General features: G+C 60.7%; 15 protein-coding genes. 3 read left to right on the top strand and 12 right to left on the bottom strand.

Going from position 1 to position 18,012, the window contains the following annotated elements:
* Positions 1-26: 26 nt before the first annotated feature.
* Positions 27-1,754 (top strand): IlvD/Edd family dehydratase, encoded by a 1,728-nt coding sequence (locus tag FEZ63_RS18445; protein ID WP_150947203.1) that lies wholly within the window; start codon positions 27-29, stop codon positions 1,752-1,754.
* Positions 1,755-1,770: 16 nt separating this feature from the next.
* Entirely contained in the window at positions 1,771-3,177 is a 1,407-nt protein-coding gene (locus tag FEZ63_RS18440) for a neutral/alkaline non-lysosomal ceramidase N-terminal domain-containing protein (RefSeq protein WP_162419782.1), read from the top strand.
* Between the two features lie 56 nt (positions 3,178-3,233).
* Here the strand turns inward: FEZ63_RS18440 and FEZ63_RS18435 are convergent, their stop codons facing one another.
* The 6 genes from FEZ63_RS18435 to FEZ63_RS18410 are packed head-to-tail and all read right to left on the bottom strand — an operon-like array spanning position 3,234 to position 9,566.
* Positions 3,234-4,247 (bottom strand): ABC transporter ATP-binding protein, encoded by a 1,014-nt coding sequence (locus FEZ63_RS18435; protein ID WP_244622876.1) that lies wholly within the window; start codon positions 4,245-4,247, stop codon positions 3,234-3,236.
* The gene (locus FEZ63_RS18430; RefSeq protein ID WP_150947200.1) at positions 4,244-5,242 is read right to left on the bottom strand and encodes an ABC transporter ATP-binding protein; all 999 of its coding nucleotides are present in this window, start codon (positions 5,240-5,242) and stop codon (positions 4,244-4,246) included. Before FEZ63_RS18430 ends, FEZ63_RS18435 begins: the two co-directional genes overlap by 4 nt.
* Positions 5,242-6,138: an ABC transporter permease gene (locus tag FEZ63_RS18425; protein ID WP_150947199.1), complete on the bottom strand. Its 897-nt coding sequence runs from the start codon at positions 6,136-6,138 to the stop codon at positions 5,242-5,244. The genes FEZ63_RS18430 and FEZ63_RS18425 overlap by 1 nt, the downstream gene beginning before the upstream one ends.
* Positions 6,135-7,079: an ABC transporter permease gene (locus FEZ63_RS18420; protein WP_150947198.1), complete on the bottom strand. Its 945-nt coding sequence runs from the start codon at positions 7,077-7,079 to the stop codon at positions 6,135-6,137. The genes FEZ63_RS18425 and FEZ63_RS18420 overlap by 4 nt, the downstream gene beginning before the upstream one ends.
* Positions 7,080-7,133: 54 nt before the next feature.
* Positions 7,134-8,759 carry an ABC transporter substrate-binding protein gene (locus FEZ63_RS18415; RefSeq protein ID WP_244622884.1) on the bottom strand — a complete coding sequence of 542 codons (1,626 nt, stop codon included), beginning with the start codon at positions 8,757-8,759 and terminating at the stop codon, positions 7,134-7,136.
* 45 nt (positions 8,760-8,804) lie between these two features.
* Positions 8,805-9,566, bottom strand: a complete 762-nt coding sequence (locus FEZ63_RS18410) for an RraA family protein (RefSeq protein ID WP_244622875.1) — start codon at positions 9,564-9,566, stop codon at positions 8,805-8,807.
* Between the two features lie 211 nt (positions 9,567-9,777).
* On the opposite strand from FEZ63_RS18410, the gene FEZ63_RS18405 reads away from it, so the two are divergent.
* Complete coding sequence (locus tag FEZ63_RS18405) at positions 9,778-10,524, top strand: SDR family oxidoreductase (protein WP_150947194.1); 747 nt, start codon at positions 9,778-9,780, stop codon at positions 10,522-10,524.
* Positions 10,525-10,701: 177 nt separating this feature from the next.
* Here FEZ63_RS18405 and FEZ63_RS18400 read toward each other — a convergent pair whose 3' ends face one another.
* From FEZ63_RS18400 to FEZ63_RS18375, 6 genes are all read right to left on the bottom strand, one after another.
* Entirely contained in the window at positions 10,702-12,015 is a 1,314-nt protein-coding gene (locus tag FEZ63_RS18400; protein ID WP_338042234.1) for a Zn-dependent hydrolase, read from the bottom strand.
* A gap of 9 nt (positions 12,016-12,024) precedes the next feature.
* Positions 12,025-13,569 (bottom strand): acetolactate synthase large subunit, encoded by a 1,545-nt coding sequence (locus FEZ63_RS18395; RefSeq protein ID WP_150947191.1) that lies wholly within the window; start codon positions 13,567-13,569, stop codon positions 12,025-12,027.
* Between the two features lie 82 nt (positions 13,570-13,651).
* The gene (locus FEZ63_RS18390) at positions 13,652-14,659 is read right to left on the bottom strand and encodes a dimethylarginine dimethylaminohydrolase family protein (RefSeq protein ID WP_150947189.1); all 1,008 of its coding nucleotides are present in this window, start codon (positions 14,657-14,659) and stop codon (positions 13,652-13,654) included.
* Between the two features lie 43 nt (positions 14,660-14,702).
* The gene (locus tag FEZ63_RS18385) at positions 14,703-16,301 is read right to left on the bottom strand and encodes a zinc-binding metallopeptidase family protein (RefSeq protein WP_150947187.1); all 1,599 of its coding nucleotides are present in this window, start codon (positions 16,299-16,301) and stop codon (positions 14,703-14,705) included.
* A gap of 19 nt (positions 16,302-16,320) precedes the next feature.
* Complete coding sequence (locus FEZ63_RS18380) at positions 16,321-17,115, bottom strand: ABC transporter permease (RefSeq protein WP_201274202.1); 795 nt, start codon at positions 17,113-17,115, stop codon at positions 16,321-16,323.
* Between the two features lie 3 nt (positions 17,116-17,118).
* On the bottom strand, positions 17,119-18,012 hold an 894-nt coding region (locus tag FEZ63_RS18375), incomplete at its 5' end, for an ABC transporter permease (protein ID WP_210251578.1).

The following is an 18,012-nucleotide window of genomic DNA, read 5'->3' as shown; positions in this document are numbered from 1 at the left end:
TGGCTGCGCGGATTTCCGAGGGAACGATGACAAAAGAGAAACAGGGCCTGCGTTCGGCAGAATGGTTCGCGGGGAACGGTAAGGGCGCCTTCATCCATCGAAGCTGGATGAAGAACCAAGGCCTGGCTCCGCACTTTTTCGATGGCCGGCCGGTAATCGGCATATGCAACACCTGGTCGGAACTCACGCCCTGCAATGGACAATTGAGAGACCTCGCGGAGCAGACCAGGCGTGGCATAATCGAGGCAGGCGGCTTGCCGGTCGAATTTCCCGTCATGTCCCTCGGTGAATCGAACATGCGCCCGACTGCGATGATGTTCCGCAATCTCGCCAGCATGGAAGTCGAGGAGACGATTCGTGCCAATCCCATTGATGGGGTCGTGCTGCTTGCCGGCTGCGACAAGACGACCCCCGCTCTCGTCATGGGCGCGGCGAGCTGCAACGTGCCAACGATTCTAGTTTCGGCCGGCCCGATGCTCAGCGGTAGCTTCAAGGGCCGTGTCATTGGATCGGGAACCGACGTTTGGCGACTCAGCGAGGAAGTTCGCGCGGGGCTTATCACGGAAGAAGAATTCCTTGCTGCCGAGAGCGCCATGAGCCGATCGCCTGGCACTTGCAATACCATGGGAACGGCGTCAACCATGGCCTGCCTGTCTGAAGCTTTGGGAATTACTCTCCCCGGTAACGCGGCTATTCCGTCGGTGGATGCGCGTCGCCGCGTGCTCGCTTTTATGAGCGGCCGCCGGATCGTCGACATGGTGCACGGCGGCGTCGTGCCTTCACAGATTCTCGTCCGCAAGGCGTTCGAAAACGCAATCCGCATCAATGCGGCGATTGGAGGGTCGACGAACGCCGTTCTTCATCTTCAGGCAATCGCCGGACGGGTCGGTGTTTCCCTCAACCTTGACGACTGGGATAGGATCGGACGGCGTGTTCCAACGATCGTCGACCTCATGCCGTCCGGGCGTTATCTGATGGAAGACTTTTATAATGCCGGCGGCTTGCCTGCCGTCATCAGACGCCTTCTGGATGCGGGGCAATTCGAGCCGGATGCACTCACCGTCAATGGCCGGACGATAGGAGAGAATAATAGCGGCGCCCAGGTAGAGAACGAGGAGGTTATCCGCCCCCTCGACCGCCCGGTCACCGCGCATGGAGGAATTGCGGTTCTACGAGGCAACCTTTGCCCGAACGGCGCCGTGTTGAAACCGTCTGCGGCGAGCGAGCATCTCCTTCGTCACAGCGGTCGCGCGGTTGTGTTTGAGGATATCGATGACTATCACGCGCGAATCGACTCGCCCGATCTCGATGTTGATGAGAGTTGTGTTCTCGTGCTGAAAAATTGTGGCCCCCGCGGTTATCCCGGGATGCCGGAGGTCGGAAACATGGGGCTTCCCCGCTCTCTCCTCGAGCGCGGTGTCACCGACATGGTGCGCATTTCCGATGCGCGCATGAGTGGGACCGCTTATGGCACAGTCATCCTCCACGTGACGCCTGAGGCTGCTATCGGTGGGCCGCTTGCACTGGTTCGAAACGGTGATCGGATCGAGCTCGACGTCACCGCCAATCGGCTGCATCTCGACGTGTCTGAGGAGGAGCTCAGCCGTCGGCGTTCCGAATGGTCGGCTCCCCCGGTCCCATCTGGTGGCTACGAGCGTCTCTTCATCGATCATGTTCTTCAGGCCGATCAGGGTTGCGACTTTGCGTTCCTATCCGGATCTCGCGGCGCAGCAATTGCTCGCGACTATGTTTGATCAAGAGGAAATTGATATGCTGAGAGTTGGCACAGGCCGCGAGGAATTCACACCGCCGGTGGGGATTGCCCATACATTGTGGGGCGCCCGGACACACGAGGTTGCCGACCGCATTCACCTTCCGCTCTTCGCAACCGCCCTTTGCTTGGAGAGCGACGGCCAAACCGTCATGATCGTCGATGTCGATGTAACCGGCTTTCCGACACCCGTGGCTGATGAGTTCCGTGCTGAGATCGCATCCGCGACAGGGATCACGCCAACTCATATAAGCATCGCCGCGACCCATACGCACAGCGCCCCGGTCTGGAACGCCGAGACCTCGAACGGTGCATCGGCAGACCTACCGGGCATGCACCTGATGCCGGCGTACCGGAACCGCGTGCGAGATGCGGTGCGAGAAGCGGCGATAAAGGCCCATTCGGCGTTGCGTCCCGCTCGGATGGCGGCCGCCTATGGGAAAAGCGAAGTGACGATGCATCGGCGCTATCGGACGGCGGAGGGCAGAGTGGTCGTCAGCAAGAACGAAGGCGGCGAGAGAGACACGACGCTCTCCCTTGTGCGTTTTGACGACCTCGACGGCGAGACCATCGCGTCGATTGTAGGATACGGTACGCATCCTATCGTGCTTGCTCACCAGAACTCATCGATCAGCTCCGACTTTCCGGGAGTTCTCAAACACTCCATTGAGAGCCTCGTCGGGGGAACCTGTATCTTCCTGCAAGGATGTGCAGGCGATCAAATTCCCTACGACGCGTTGACAGGTGATGTCCGGGTTGCAGAGAAGATCGGGCGTCGCCTTGCCGCCGATGCCGCCAGCACGCTTCTCGCCCTCGAACCCGCTCCCTATGAGGAAAGCTTCAGCCATGTGGTCGAATCCGGAGCGCCACTGGGACTCTGGAACAGGACGTATCTCCCCGACAGCCCGGTCAGGGTCGCGGTTCGTGCGGTAACTGTCGCGCTGCCGGTTCGAGCCTTTGAACCGATTGAGAGCCTTGAGCGCAAGGCCGCGCAGACACGCTCCGAGTTTCTTGGCCTCGATCGTGGCACGTCGACCCCCGAACACTTTGCGGATCTCCACTTCCGCGCCCGCCGCGCCGACATGCTCCTCGGGATGGCAAAACGTGCACAAGGGACGGTCTCCGTCCCGATCGAGATCCGTGCTATCCGCATTGGTGATGCGGTCTTCGTTACGGCACCAATGGAATTGTTTGCCGCGACCGGAAAAGCCATCCGGCAAGCCTCGTCTTTCGCCGTCACATTCGTCGGCGGCTATACGAACGGCACGGAGGGCTATCTTCCCCTGCGCGAAACCTTTGACGAGGGCGGCTACGAGGCCGAGCTCGCTTCCTACGTATCGCCAAAGGCCGAAGCAGTGTTCCGCGACGCCGCCTGCGCTCTGGTTCTCGATATCAACAGGTCCTGATTCACGTCGTGCCGTGCCGCGCCTGGCGCCACACGGCACGAAGTGATGCGGCCTGCCTAGCCGACCGCGCGCGCTTTCGGGCTTGCCGCACGTGTGCCGCTTCTCTCGGCAAAGTGGCAGGCTACCTCGTGACTTGCTGCCAGGTGGCGCATGGCGGGCGCCTCCCGCCGGCAAAGATCCTCCGCCATCGGGCAGCGCTGGCTGAACCGGCAACCCGAGGGCGGCGCAAGTGCACTGGCGACCTCGCCCCCAATCCTCGCACGCTGCCGCCGAAGACTGGGATGAGGCACGGGAATAGATGCCAACAGCGCTTGCGTATAGGGATGACGGGGCGACGCATAGAGTGTCTTCTTATCCGCAATCTCGACGATCTTTCCCAAGTACATCACTGCAACACGCGTCGAGATGTGCCTAACCACAGAAAGATCGTGGGAAATGAAAAGATAGGACAGGCCAAACTCCTCCTGCAGATCTTGCAGGAGATTGATCACCTGAGCCTGAACCGATACGTCAAGCGCTGACACGGCCTCGTCGCAGACGATGAATTTGGGGTTGGGCGCCAACGCGCGAGCAATCCCGACCCGTTGACGTTGTCCTCCCGAAAACTCGTGCGGATATCGACCTGCATGGGCCGACGAAAGACCGACTTTGTCGAGAAGCTGGCGCGCCCTCCGTCTCATGTCGGTGCCGTTCATGTCGCCCTGAACGACGAGAGGTTCGATAATGATATCTTCGACCGACATGCGGGGATTGAGGGAGCTGAAGGGATCCTGGAAGACGATTTGCATGGCTTTTCGAAGCCGCTTGAGATCTGTTCCCTTGAGCGAAAGGACATCCTGCCCTTCGAACTGGACTGAGCCTTCGCTCGGCTCGATCAACCTCATGATAAGGCGGCCCGTCGTCGATTTCCCGCAACCGCTTTCACCAACCAACCCGAGCGTTTCCCCGTGTTCAACGTGAAAGCCAACATCGTCGACAGCATAGATTGTACGACTGTCCTTAGCCGACGCGGCACCCCGCGCCGCGAAGCTCTTGCTGAGGTTCTTCACCGTGAGCAATGGCTGTGTCACGTCTTTCTCCCGAGGCTCGACGCGTCCTGAGTTCGCAAGCATGCCGCCCAGTGAGCTGCGCCGATCTGGACAGCTTGCGGCTGTCCGCGCTCGCAATCCGCGATGGCGAGCTGGCAACGAGGCGCGAAGCGACAGCCACTCGGCGGCGCTTCAATACGCGGCAACGAGCCGGGAATCGTCCAGAGTCGCCGTTCGTCGCGCGTGATATCCGGCGTGCTTCCCAGCAACCCGACCGTATAGGGATGGTTCGGCGCATCAAAAATCCGGTCGACAGGCGCTTCCTCTGCGACGCGGCCGGCATACATCACAACAACGCGGTCCGCACATTCGGCGATCACACCCATATTGTGGGTGATGAGAACGATGGCCATGCCCGTCTCATCCTGGATGTCCCTGAGGAGATCCAGGAGCTGCGCTTGGATGGTCACATCAAGCGCCGTCGTCGGCTCATCAGCAAGAAGGAGCTTGGGCGAGCAAGCAAGCGCGATCGCGATCATCACCCGTTGCCGCATGCCGCCTGAGAGCTGGTGTGGGTAGTCCAGCATCCGGCGCGCCGGAGATGAAATGCCCACGCGATTCAAAAGGTCGGCCGCGCGGGCGGAAGCCGCCCGGTGACCGATGCGCTCATGCGCGATGATAGTCTCGACAATCTGGTCACCGATCGGAAACACAGGATTGAGAGAACTCATCGGCTCCTGAAAGATCATTCCGATCTCGCGCCCCCTCAAGCCGCGCATTTCGCGCGATGAGAGCTTGAGCAGATCCCTTCCACGGAACAGGATCTCTCCCCCACTTATGCGTGCCCCCGTTTTTGGGAGAAGACCCATGATCGACAGCGCAGTAACACTCTTCCCAGAGCCGCTCTCGCCGACAACACCGACGATCTCGCCCGCGTTGACGTCGAAGCTGACATTGTCGACGGCGACGACCTCGCCGTTCTCTCCTGTAAACATCGTGCGAAGATTGCGGAGACTGAGTAATGGCGTCTGGCTCATCAGGCTCCGTCCATCTTTACGCGCGGATCAAGAACATCGCGCAACCCGTCGCCCAGAAGGTTCAGCCCAAGCACGGTGACGGCTATCGCTCCCCCTGGAACGATGGTCAGCCAGGGGGCTTCACGAATGTAACTGCGCCCCTCGGAGATCAAGATGCCCCAACTGGGCGTTGTCGGTGGGGCGCCGAGGCCGAGGAAGCTGAGGACCGCTTCGGAGAGCACAGCGTAAGCAAAAACGAAGCTGAGCTGAACGATAAGAGGAGCCATGCAGTTGGGCAGGATACGGCGGAAAAGGATCCGGCCGTGGCTTGCCCCTGCAGCTTGCGAGGCTTGGACGAATTCCTGTTCTTTGACCACGAGAACTGATGCCCTAAGAATTCGAGCGGTTCTGGGGATGTATACGACGGCGAGTGCGATCACCGCCGTGGTCGCTGAAGCTCCGAGCGCCGCTGCGATCCCGATCGCGAGAAGAATGGACGGAAAGGCCATCAGCGCATCGGACAAGCGCATGAGAAAGCCGTCGAGCCGCTCGAAATAGCCCGCGAGGGCACCCAGCAGAACGCCAAAAGCAGCATTGAGGAGGACAACCCCGAGCCCGATCATCAGGCTGAGCCGTGCTCCGTACGCAACCCTACTGACAAGATTACGGCCGAGATTGTCGGTGCCAAGCGGAAAATCCCATGACGGCGGCTGGAACCGGAACCGGATGGCCATCCGGTTCGGATCGGTCGGCGCAATCAAAGGCGCAAAGATCGCTACGAGCAGCACCAGCGTACAGAGCACGGCGCCGATGACGAATGACCGGTGTTTCATCAACCGGCGGGCAATTCGTCCGCGCCAAAAATACTTGCGTGCGACAACACCGGCCGGCGTCTCGGAGACTGTCCTGGAACTCATCTGACACGGACCCGCGGATCGAGATAGGCATACAACAGGTCCACGACGATATTGAGTGTCAGCAAGACCGCCGCGACGAACAGAAGGCCACCCTGGATCATGGGGTAATCACGTCCGAGGATGGCGTTTCCAAGCAGCGAGCCAATTCCCGGAATGGCAAAAACGGTCTCAACAATCACCGATCCCGACATGAGCACGGAAAGGATCATTCCTAGTACTGTGACGACTGGGATCATGACATTGGCCAATGCATGCTTGGCGATGACACGGATCTCCGAAAGTCCTTTCGCACGCGCTGTGCGGATGTAGTCCTGGCTCAGCACTTCAAGCATTGTCGATCGCGTCAGACGCGCGAGCAGACCAATCTGCATCAAGGCGAGGGAGACGGCGGGCATCGTCGCCGCGACAAGCCAGCCCATGGGATCCCTCGTGAACGGCACATACCCTCCCGTCGGAAGCAGGCCGAGATGCACCGAGAAAACCACGATCATGACTAACCCAAGCCAGAAGTTCGGAAGGGACACACCAATCAACGCGAAACTGGTGGCGATCTGATCGACCCACGTATTGTGTCGTATGGCGGCCAGGACTCCGATTGCGAGGCCGAAAATAACCGTCAGGACCAAGGAATATAGCGCGATCGAGATACTGACCGGAGAGCGCTCGAAAACAGCCTCCGTTACCGGCTTTCCGAGCAGGAGCGAGTGACCGAGATCCCCTTTGAGGAGATTGCCGTAGAAGATAAAGAGCTGAGTCAGGAACGGCTTGTCGAGACCGAGGTTGATGCGCACCTGCTCGAGCTCCGCAGGCGTGGCATTGGGTCCGGCGAGAAGGCTTGCCGGATCTCCGGGGACCAGTTGCATGATTCCAAATGAGATGAGACTCACCAGCATCAAGATCGGAATGGCCTGGAGTATTCGTTTTATCGCATAGGCTCTCATCGCCGTCCCCGTCGGTGGGAAATGCGGCCCGAGTCGGGCCGCATTTTTGTCGTTCTAGCGTTTGATCCAAACATTCGACACACGGGTGTTGAAGAAGGGTTTGTATCCTTCGACATTGGCCCGCGTCGCCTGAATTTTCGGTACAGATCCAAAGGGAAAGGCCATCACTTGATCGAGCGCCCTTGCCTGCGCATCGGCGAACGCCTTCTTCCGTTCCTCCAGGGTCTCTCCGTTTGCAATGCGCTGGAACGCCTCCATGAATATGGGGTCGGATTTGTTATCCTTCGGCTTGTGGACATTGGAGGGATCGGCGAGATTGCGAAGGGATTGAGCCCCACCCTGCGCGGTCACTGTGATCCAGCCAGTGAAGAAGAAGTTCCAGCCCTTGGTTTCATTCATGCTTATGCTTAAGGCCGTCGGCCAATCGAGCACCAGCAGTTCGGCGTTTATTCCGGCGGCCTTCATCTGTTCGGACATGACAAAAGCGGTGGTGTAGGCGCGCGGAATGTCACGCGTCGTCAGCAAGGTCACCTTCTCGCCCTTATATCCAGCCTCGGCCAGGAGCTTCTTGGACTTCTCAGGATTGCGCTGGTTGTAAAGCTCTTTGCCAGCCTCCGTGTAATAGGCCTGTCCAGGGAACTGAAACGACGGGTTGAGATCGAAGGCCCCATCGGTTGCGGCCTCCATAATCTCTTCCATGTCGAGGGCCGCAAGGATCGCCTGCCTTACCTTGACATTGTCGGTCGGGGATGCCGATTGATTTGGATAAGTGACGTTCAGTGCCGCATTCTTCAGCCGAACAAGTTTTATGTCCTTGTTCTCCGCAAGCCGCTTCTGGGAAAGCGTGGGGACGTCCTCGACAGCATGAATTTCACCCACTTCAAGCGCAGCTGTACGTGCACCAGGCTCTGGCAGGGCCTTGAAGGTGACCGTATCGAGGCAGGCCTCCTTGTGGCCGGCAAAACCGGATATCTCCTTGTGCTTCGCGTTCGGCACATATTTGTCGAAGCGCTTCAGCTTGACGTGGCTGTCGGGGACGAGCTCGACGAGCTCGAACGGGCCTGTCCCGATTGGCTTGAGGTGGGTGGCAGCCGCAGAGGCTTCCTCGACAGGCACGATGACGATGGGGACGGTGGAGGCGGAAATGCTCTCCAGGAACGTTGCCCTCGGCGCAGTGAGTACGATCGTGAAGGTCTGGGGATCCGGGGTTTCCCAGCGAGCAATGCCATCCAGGGCCGAACGGTCGACGCCAACGCGCTTGTACCGCTCAAATGAAGCGGCGACATCCGCCGATGTCAAAGGTTTTCCATTGTGGAAGAGGACATTGGGGCGGAGCTTGAACGTGTACGTCTTTTTGTCGGCGCTGATATCGAGAGATTCAGCGAGATCAAGGATCGGGCTCATATTCTCGTCGCGAGTCATCAACGTCTCGAAGACATTCATGGCGATGTTGCGCGTCGAGTGGGCTGCGTTCGCATGCTGGTCGAGCGTGCTGAATTTAGCCTCCATGCCGAATATCAGGTCGCCACCCTTCTGCCCGCAAATTTTGCTATCCGCCAGCGCTCCATTGGCGTAGAGCGCGCCGGTAGCCACAGCCGCGAGCTGGAAGATTCTTCTGCTCCACAATAACATCTCTGTTCCCTCTTGTTTGATGCTTCGCCTAAAAGTCCTACGCAACACCGACGTCAACTTCGGAAAGTTCCTCCCTTTCGCGAAGCTTGGACGCTAGAGAATTCCGAACTCCGCAAACACCGCCGCGAGCGACTGCCCCGATTCGAGAGCGTGCATGGTCTTGCGTTCACCCTTCAATTTTTCCAGCGCGGCTACGATGACCTGGTGTTCGATTTCTTGGGGCACGACGATGACACCGTCCGCATCGCCAAACACGAGGTCCCCGGAGCGGACCTTTACCCCCGCGCACTCGATACCGACGTCGATGGCGACAATCTTTCCACGACCCTTGCTGTCCAAGGGTGCAATGCCTCCATGGAACACCGGGAATTCGATGCGACGGATTTCCCGAGTGTCACGCACGAAGCCATCCATGACCGCACCGGCCGCTCCCCTGAATTTCGCAGCCGTGCTCAGGAGGCCTCCCCAAGGCGCAATTCGCCCTGACTTCCCGCAGCAAAAAATTGGGATCTGATCGGCTGTGAGGCTGTCCACCAGCTCAATTTCCAGCTCATAGGGGTTCTCACCGGGCTCCGGAGCCTCAAAGACCTCGAGGTAGAGGGCCGTCCGCGCCCGCCCGACCATCACCAGCGCATCGTCGAGCGGGCGGATGGTGGAAGCCATCGCTTGGTTGACGCAGCCAAGCCCGTCCAGCACGTCGGAGAGCAAAGCAGTAAAGAACCGCTCCCGCATGTCCGACATCGTGATGGTTTGGGATCGCTCTGGGATGGAAGCAACTGCGCTCATTCTGTTTCTGCTTTTCAAATTCGATAACTGGTTTATCGTTAAATCAAGGCAAAATCGAACGCCTGTCAAGGGGGGGCGCTCATAGAAGGGCGAGCGTCCTGCCAGGACGCAGCAACCGGCAGGGCAGCCCGGCAGCAGAGCACGATCTTCCGATCGAGTGTCTGTTCCGGCGCATGTTCGCGTGGGACGTAGCGCGAAAACTCTTTGACCTCAGTTACATCAGACGTGGCGCTCTCCGAATTCCCCCATCGAACAGCACTTCACTTTGGAGAAACTAAACATGACAAGTCGTCTAAACGGGAAGGTTTGCTTCATCACCGCTGCCGGCCAGGGTATCGGTCGCGCCATCGCGGAATGTTTCGTCGCGGAGGGCGCAATCGTCTGGAGTACCGACCTCGATGCAACCAAGCTGATCGGACTCGATCCGGCAACAGCGCGCGCGCTCGACGTTCGTTCCACCGAGGCGATTGATACGCTGGCCCGCGAGATAGGTGGCATCGACGTACTCGTGAACGCGGCTGGCTATGTTCATCATGGCAGTGTGCTCGATTGCGCAGAAGGGGACTGGGATCTCAGCTTCGACGTAAACGTGAAGTCGATGCACCGCACTGTTCGCGCTTTCCTGCCAGGAATGCTGGAACGCGGCAATGGATCCATCATCAACGTCGCGTCCGCAGTGTCGTCCATTCGCGGCGCTCCCAACCGCTATGTCTATGGTGCTAGCAAAGCGGCGGTGATCGGTCTCACGAAGGCGATCGCCGCCGACTTCATTCGCGCCGGAATCCGCGCAAATGTCATCTGTCCCGGCACCATCGATTCGCCGTCGCTCGATGCACGAATCGCTGCCCAGGCGGCTGCAACGAACAGGAGCGTTGCTGAAATTCGTCAGGTTTTTGTGGATCGCCAGCCCCTCGGGAGGCTGGGCAGCGCAAAAGAGATTGCGGCAATGGCGGTTTATCTCGCGTCGGACGAGTCGAAGTACACCACTGGAGCTATCCACATCATCGATGGCGGTTTCTCACTATAGGAACCACCATGGTGCACGTTGGCATTATCGATGATTGCTGCCATGCTCGCCATTCACCTCCGCAACACGCTACTTTCGCGGGTGCCGCGCACGCTCCTGCCAGCAAAAGCCGGCCGAAGGCGGTCCGCGCCACGGGGGCGAGCTTCAATGCCAGAAGTTGCCGGCCCGCGCATCACCTCATGAGGAACTGGCCGCTTGCTTGTCGTTCAAGCGGCCTGTGCCGGCCTCTGTTGTTTCGATGCCAGGATCTCCGAACCGGCGATCATAGTCCAATACGGCCTGTAGAAGAACCTGCGCGCCAGCCTTGCAGTCCTCGAAAGAGGCATCCTCCTCCTCGTTATGACTCAATCCGCCAGCACAGGGCACGAAGATCATGGCGGTCGGAGCGACGCGCGCGATATAGGCGGCATCGTGGCCGGCTCCCGAGATCATCTCGCGGCTCCGATAGCCGCATTGGCGCGCCGCCTGACGAATGGATTGCAGGCAGGTTTCTGCGAACGGGACGGGCGGCGAGTCCCAGATCCGCACCATGGTGGCGGTGACGCCGTGCGCTCGGGCAATATCTGCGAGGGCCGCGTCCAATTGGGCCTCGATCGAATCCAGCGATCCTTTGTCGGGATGACGCAAATCGATGCTCAGGACGGTGCGACCGGGGATGACGTTGCGCGAGTTGGGATGCGTCGCGATTGTGCCGACTGTCGCCACCGCGTCTTTCATCTCGCGTGCGATACGATCGATGGCACAGATGAACTCGGCGCTGCTCGTCAAGGCGTCCCGCCGCAGATGCATCGGCGTCGATCCGGCATGGGATTCGCGCCCGGTGATCTCCACATCATACCACCGCATCCCCTGCACACCCTTGACGATGCCGATCGTGTCGCCCTCGGCTTCAAGGATCGGCCCTTGCTCGATATGAAGTTCGAACATCGCGCCGATCGAAAGGCTGCCAGCCTTCAGTGGTCCGCGATAGCCGATTGAATCCAGCGCGCTGCCGAAGGTGTTATGCTCTGAATCCTCCCGCGTATCCGCGAAGGCGGGATCGAACACGCCCGCATGGACGCCCGATCCCAGCATGGCGGGCGCGAAACGGGAGCCTTCCTCGTTTGTCCAGTTGACGAGCATGAGGGGCGCGTTGGTCTGGTAGGCGGCATCATGAAGTGTCCGCAGACATTCGAGTCCTGCGAGTACGCCCAGCACTCCGTCGAATTTCCCGCCGGTCGGCTGCGTATCCAGATGGCTCCCCATCGCGATCGGCGGCAGGTCACCGCGGCGACCTGGCCGGGTTGCGAACATGTTGCCGACTTCGTCCACTTCGACCGTGCATCCAAGCGTCTCGCATTGGGCGCGGAACCAGTCGCGCACCTGACGGTCCTCATCGCTTAGAGTCAGCCGGCGGATACCGCCCTTTTGCGTGCCGCCGATCTGCGCGGTTTCCATGAGATCGGACCAGAGCCGATCGGCGTTGACCGCGAGGTTGTTCATCCGGTTCATGGTGATCGCCTAACAGGGAACTTCGATCAGGAACGGGCCCGGTCGGCGCGTGCTGGTCTGGAACAGGTCGATGAGCTTCTCGATCGTGTCCGCGCGAGCGGCTTCGACGCCCATTCCTTCGGCAAGCTTCACCCAGTCGAGGTCGGGCCGACTGAGATCGAGCATGTCGAGCGCAATGCGGCCGGGATTGAGCGCACCCACATTTCTCAGCTCCGTTTCCAGGCTGGCATACGCGCGGTTGGAAAAGATGATGTTGGTGACGTTGAGTTTTTCGCGGGCCTGAGTCCACAACGCCTGCAGCGTGTACATGCCGCTCCCGTCGGCCTGCAGGGCAACGACACGACGATCCGGACACGCGACCGCCGCGCCAGTGGCAAGGGGGAGGCCGATCCCGATGGAGCCGCCGGTGAGTTGCAGCCAATCGTGAGCCGGCGATCCCGCCGTCAGGGGATAGACCCAACCGCCCGCATTGATGCTCTCATCCACCACGATGGCATTTTCGGGGAGCAGCGCGCCGACGACCGCGGCGATCGTTTCCGCCGTCAGCGCGCCCTTCGGCAGGGTGGGGCGCAAGGCATTCTGCGTGAGGGGCTTGTGGGCGTCGGCTCCAACTTCCGCGGCGAGTCGTTCCAACGCATCCCCCAGATCGTCCTGGGGCTCGGCCAGAACATGGATCTTGCAATCGGGTGGCAGCACGAGGCTTGGCTTGCCCGGGTAGGCAAAAAAGGCGACCGGATTCGCCGCGCCGACAAGGATCACGCGTTTGTAGCCGCGCAGTTGTTCCAGTGCCTGATCGAGAGGGTAGAAGATCCGATCCAGGATCACGCGACCGGCACCGCGTTCGATGCGGGCATTCGATGTCGGCGCCAGCAGGCCGGCGTTCGTTGCCTTTGCGATCCGGCTGGCGATCTCGATCGGCTTGGCGCGCAACGCCCGACCGCCGATCAGAATGAGGGTCCGTTCGCCGGATCTCAGCGCCGCGACCGCTTCCGTGATGGCCTCATCCGGAACCTTGCGGCGAGAAGGCGGCACGACGGACGGCGCAGGCCCGTTCGCCTCGCCCCACGCGGTGTCGGCGGGCAGGATCAAGGTTGCCACCTGTCCGGGGCCGGCGAGCGCGGCCGCGATCGCTTCCGCGCCGTCACGGGCGACATCGCGCGCGCTCATGGACGTCTTCACCCAATCCGACATCGGGCGCGCCACGCCTTCGACGTCCGCCGTCAGCGGCGCATCATATTGGCGATGATGGGTGGCGTGATCGCCCACGATGTTGACCATCGGCGTGCAGGCCTTACGAGCATTGTGAAGATTGGCGAGTGCATTGCCGAGGCCGGGGCCCAGATGCAGCAACGTCGCTGCGGGTTTATCCGCCATTCGTCCGTAACCGTCGGCTGCACCGGATACGACGCCTTCGAACAAGCCGAGGATGCAGCGCATTCCCGCAACTCGATCGAGCGCGGCGACGAAATGCATCTCCGAGGTGCCGGGATTTGCAAAGCAGGTATCGATCCCGCCCGCGATCAGCGTTCGGACCAGGCTCTCGGCGCCGTTCATGTCATTGTTCCTTCAATGGCGTCACACGCGCGTAAAGGAGAAGACCCGGACTCGCGTGCAAATCCGGGTCTTTTGCGAGGGGTCAGAGAGGATCGCGGATCAGTGGCGAGGTCGAGCAATGGATGCCTCCGCCGCCCAACGAGACCTTATCGTATGGCACGACGCGGACCGAGATTCCGGCTTTGTCGAATTTCGTCATCGTCCTGTCGGAAAGTCCGCCAGCCATGAGAACACGACCTGGACGGACCGCGAGGCAGTTGATGACCCAAGGTTGATCATCGGGGCAGACCTCGATCTGCCGGATGCCGAGCGCCTTCAGCTTTTCCAGGAACCAGAACGGCAGCAGGGTCGGATTCACGAAGGCGGTTTCCGCATCCACCATGACGAACATGCCGTCGATGTGAAGCCGGTAGCCGGTTAACTCGACCCGGAGAAGTTCGACGCCCTGAGTGCGCAGCACGTCCTCGAGTTGTCGTGCACCTTCCTCGTTCCCGCGGCTCGACAACGCGACGACGGCCACTTTCGGCGTGATGAACGCGAAGCTGCCGCCTTCCAACAGGCCGGTGCCGCTGATCGTGCGCAAGATCGGCATGCCGAGCTTGCCGAGCGTGCGGGTGACCGGCAGTTCCTCGCCGCGCCGGATCGGCGGACCCATGCGGGTCACGATCGCCCCGCCATCGACGGCGATGACACTGTCGCGCGTATAGACGGTTTTCATCTTGCCGGGCGCGCATTCGTCCACATAGACGACTTCGGCACCCTCCTCTCGCAGCGCCGCTGCGAGACCGTCGTGCTGCTCCTGCTGGGAGACCAGATCGGGCACGGAATCGCCGCGCCAGTACCACCCTTTGTCGGGATCGCCGAAGGCGCCGATATCGGGCAGTCGTTTCGAGGGATCGACGATGTTGAGCTCATTGCCGGGACGATGCATCAGGACCAATCGGATCTGACCCACATCGTTGTTACAGCCCCAATGCCGCCCCCACACCTCAACCTGCTCCGGCTCGGCATGGAAAGCGGGTTCCGGCCGGGATGCGAACGTCTTGATCAGCATGTTGTAGCGGTATTCGTTTTCCGAAATGATCGACATGTTTCCTCCTAGGCGTGTCGTCGTGGTTCTTTTGAATGACGCGTCAGCGCGCTGCAGTCGGGATCGTCCATTCGCGACCGCGCTCCGTCGTGACGTATTCCGGCCAGCGGTAATGGACAGGTGGCTCGAAATCGGAAGGCAGGAGCGGCGCCACCCATTTTTCGCCGCCAATGCCGCCGCCGGTGCGATCCTTGAACTCGGCCTGCGCTCTTGCGAGGGAAGTCCCATCCGTGAGGAGGTCGACGATCGTCGCGGCGATCACCTTGCTGGCGGTCGTCCACATCGGATCGATGCAAGCGGCCATTCCGCCCATCGCGTAACGCGTCCATTCGGGATAACGATATCCGGGCGGCGCCTTGAGCGTCGGCCGGCCGACATAGAGACGCACGGTCGGTGCGTGCCACGTGTAGTCGACATAATCGTCAGCAGCGAGGTTCTTCTGCCACGACGGCAGCTGCGCGCGGAACGCCTGCTCGCCGTCCCACGGGGCTGTGAGCTTCTGGATCTCCGGCATGAACGGGTCGCCCATGGGCTCGAGGCCGAGGTTCTTCTGGATCTCGCGACCGAAGACTCGCGCTTCTTCGCTCCATTTCGGTGCGCCGATCGCTTCGAAATTCCGCCATGCCGTTTCGGCCATCGCATGGTTGGGTAGGCCGGCGCGCGTCCGCGTCACCCAGCTTGCGGTGGAGGTGCAGTGGGTCATGGCCGCACAATGCTCCGCGTTCCGGTCCAGCACCTCGAACACACGCTCGCACATGTCGAGTGTCGGGGCGCGCAGCGAGTATTGGATCTGCGCCAGGCCCGGCGCGAGATTGTCCGCGGCAGCCTGCCCCGCCTGCAGGATGAATTCGTTGAGGCTCCAGCTACCATGATGCGGCAGCATCGCCTCCTTCATGTACTTAGACGAGGTATACATGAGGCAGACGGCGTCGATGGCGCCAGGGGCACGCGCCGTGGAGTGGCTGTGCGCGACGCCAGCGAACGCGCCCGTTTGCTGCCAAGTTTCAGGATTGTTGCACTCGAAGGTGTAGATCCGGCTCCAATAGGGCGCGCTGTGCGTGTCCCAGAAACAGCTATTCGCCAGCGCCGGGAAGGAATGCGGGTGAAAACTGATCGCCGCGTCGAGATCGTCGTAGTAACCCTTGGCGGCGTGGACCGGTTTCGAACCGCACATCTTTTCGGCCGGCTCGCCGAAGAACTTCAGCCGACCTTTGATGCCATGACGTTCCATCGCGTGCTTGGCGGCGAGAAACCCCGCAAAGGAACCCATCCCGAGGGCGGAATGCGGGTCGGTGTGACCGGCCGCATGTCGGCTCACGCCCTCGCGCGGTTTGCGATAGGGGACCGGCTCCTGCGAGGTACCCGGCACCGCATCGTATTCCGCATAGCCGCCGATGGTCGGTCCGTCGCCGTTCGACCATTCGGCGCAAAAAGCCGTGGGCATGTTGCCCGAGCCGTCTTCCACCGTGAAGCCTTCGGCGCGCAGGCGTTCAACATACCATGCCGCGGACTTGTACTCGCGCCAGGATGGTTCGTGCAGATCCCAGATCGTGCGGTGATCCTCCGACAGGCGCGCGGTATTCTCGTCAATCCACGCGAGCGCGCTCTTCTTCTCGGCGCCGAATTCGCTGCTTTGCGACATGTGAAGGTTCCTTTGCGTTTTAGCTCGCGCGCCGCGACCGGGCGTAGATGTCGACGACCAAGAGGCAGATCGTCAGGAGGATCAGCACGGCCGCCACGGCGGCCATGGTGGGATCGAGTGCTTCGTTGATGCCGTCCCACATGCGGCGGGGAAGCGTGAATACCCCGCGTCCCGCGATGAAGAGCACGATGACCAATTCGTCCCAGCTGTGAATGAAGGCGAAGATCAGGCCGGAGACGACGCCCGGCATGATGTTCGGGATGATGACCAGCCGGAGCGTCTGCGCCATGTTGGCGCCGAGATTGAGCGATGCCTGTTCGAGCCGGGGATCGAAGCCGGCAAGCGCGGTCGAGACCGTGATGACGACATAGGGGATCCCCGTCACCGCATGGGCGATGATGACGCCGGTATACGAGTCGATGAGCCGCAGATCGATCCAGAACTGATAGATGCCGAGCGCGTAGACGATCGTTGGCACCATGATCGGCGCCAGCATCAGCAGGCGAATGAAATTGCTGGCCTTGTTGCTGAGCCTCCAGCAGCCGATGGCGCAAAGCGTTCCGGCCACACCTGCAATCGCGGTGGAAACACAGGCGATAATGAAGCTTTGCAGGATGCTAGTGAGCCAAGGACCGCTGGTGAGAAGGTTGCGGTAGTACTGAAAGGAGATTCCGTTCTCAGGCAGCGAGAGATAATGCCGGTCCGTCACCGAGACCGCGAACACCACCGTGATGGGAAGGACGAGGAAACAGATGATCGCCCACGCGAGCGATCGCGTCATGATCGAGATATTGCCGAGGCCGCTCTGGGTCATGGATCAACCCGCTCCAAAAAGCTTGCGCAAGTCCACCACGCGACTGAGGCCGGCGAGCAGGCCGCCGATCACCACCAGAAGAGTAGCAGCCAGCATCGTCCCGACCCCCCAGCGCACGACTTCGAGAATCTGGACTTTGATGTACTCGGCGATCATCAACGTCTTGCCGCCTCCCAGCAGCGCGGGCGTGACGAAGAAACCGAGCGAGAAGATGAAGACCAGGATGCTGGCGCCGACGACGCCCGGCAGGGAAAGCGGCAGAAAGATGCGCCAGAACGCCTCGAACCGCTTTGCTCCCAAACCGCGCGCAGCCGCGATGCAGCGCTGGTCGATATCGCGCATGTTGGCGAAGATCGGCAGAATGCCGAAGGGCAGCATGTAATGGACCATGCCGATCATGACTCCGACCTCATTCCAGATCAGGTTGAGCGGCGTGTCGATGACACCGGAGGCGTGCAGGGTCGTGTTGATCAGTCCCTCGCGCCGCAGCAGCACGAACCACGCAAAAGCGCGGACAAGGACGGAAATCCAGAGCGGAATGAGGACGCCGAGAAACATCCAGCGTTGTGTGCGCGGCGAAGCATGAACGAGGGCGTAGGACACCACATAGGCGAGGATAAGGGTGATGGCCGTGGTCACGACGCTGATCCGCGCGGTCGTCCAGAGCATCTTTTGAATCGAGGCGCTTGTGGCAAGCAGCGCGTAATTGTCGAGGCCTGGCGCGGGCACGGTGACGCTCATCCACAGCACGCGGCCGATTGGATAGAGGTAAAACACGATCATGAGCAGCAAAGCCGGAGCGATCAGCAACCAATAGCGCGTGGTGTGATTGAAGCGCAGATGGCGCCGCATCGGCATCGTCGCCGTTTCGACAAGTGCGGTCATCGGAGGATCCCG

The sequence above is a fragment of the Microvirga brassicacearum genome, from assembly GCF_008757455.1.
In the GTDB taxonomy this organism is placed as follows: domain Bacteria; phylum Pseudomonadota; class Alphaproteobacteria; order Rhizobiales; family Beijerinckiaceae; genus Microvirga; species Microvirga brassicacearum.
The sequence above is the reverse complement of the archived record's forward strand: the minus strand, read 5'-3'. Positions and strand labels throughout refer to the sequence as shown.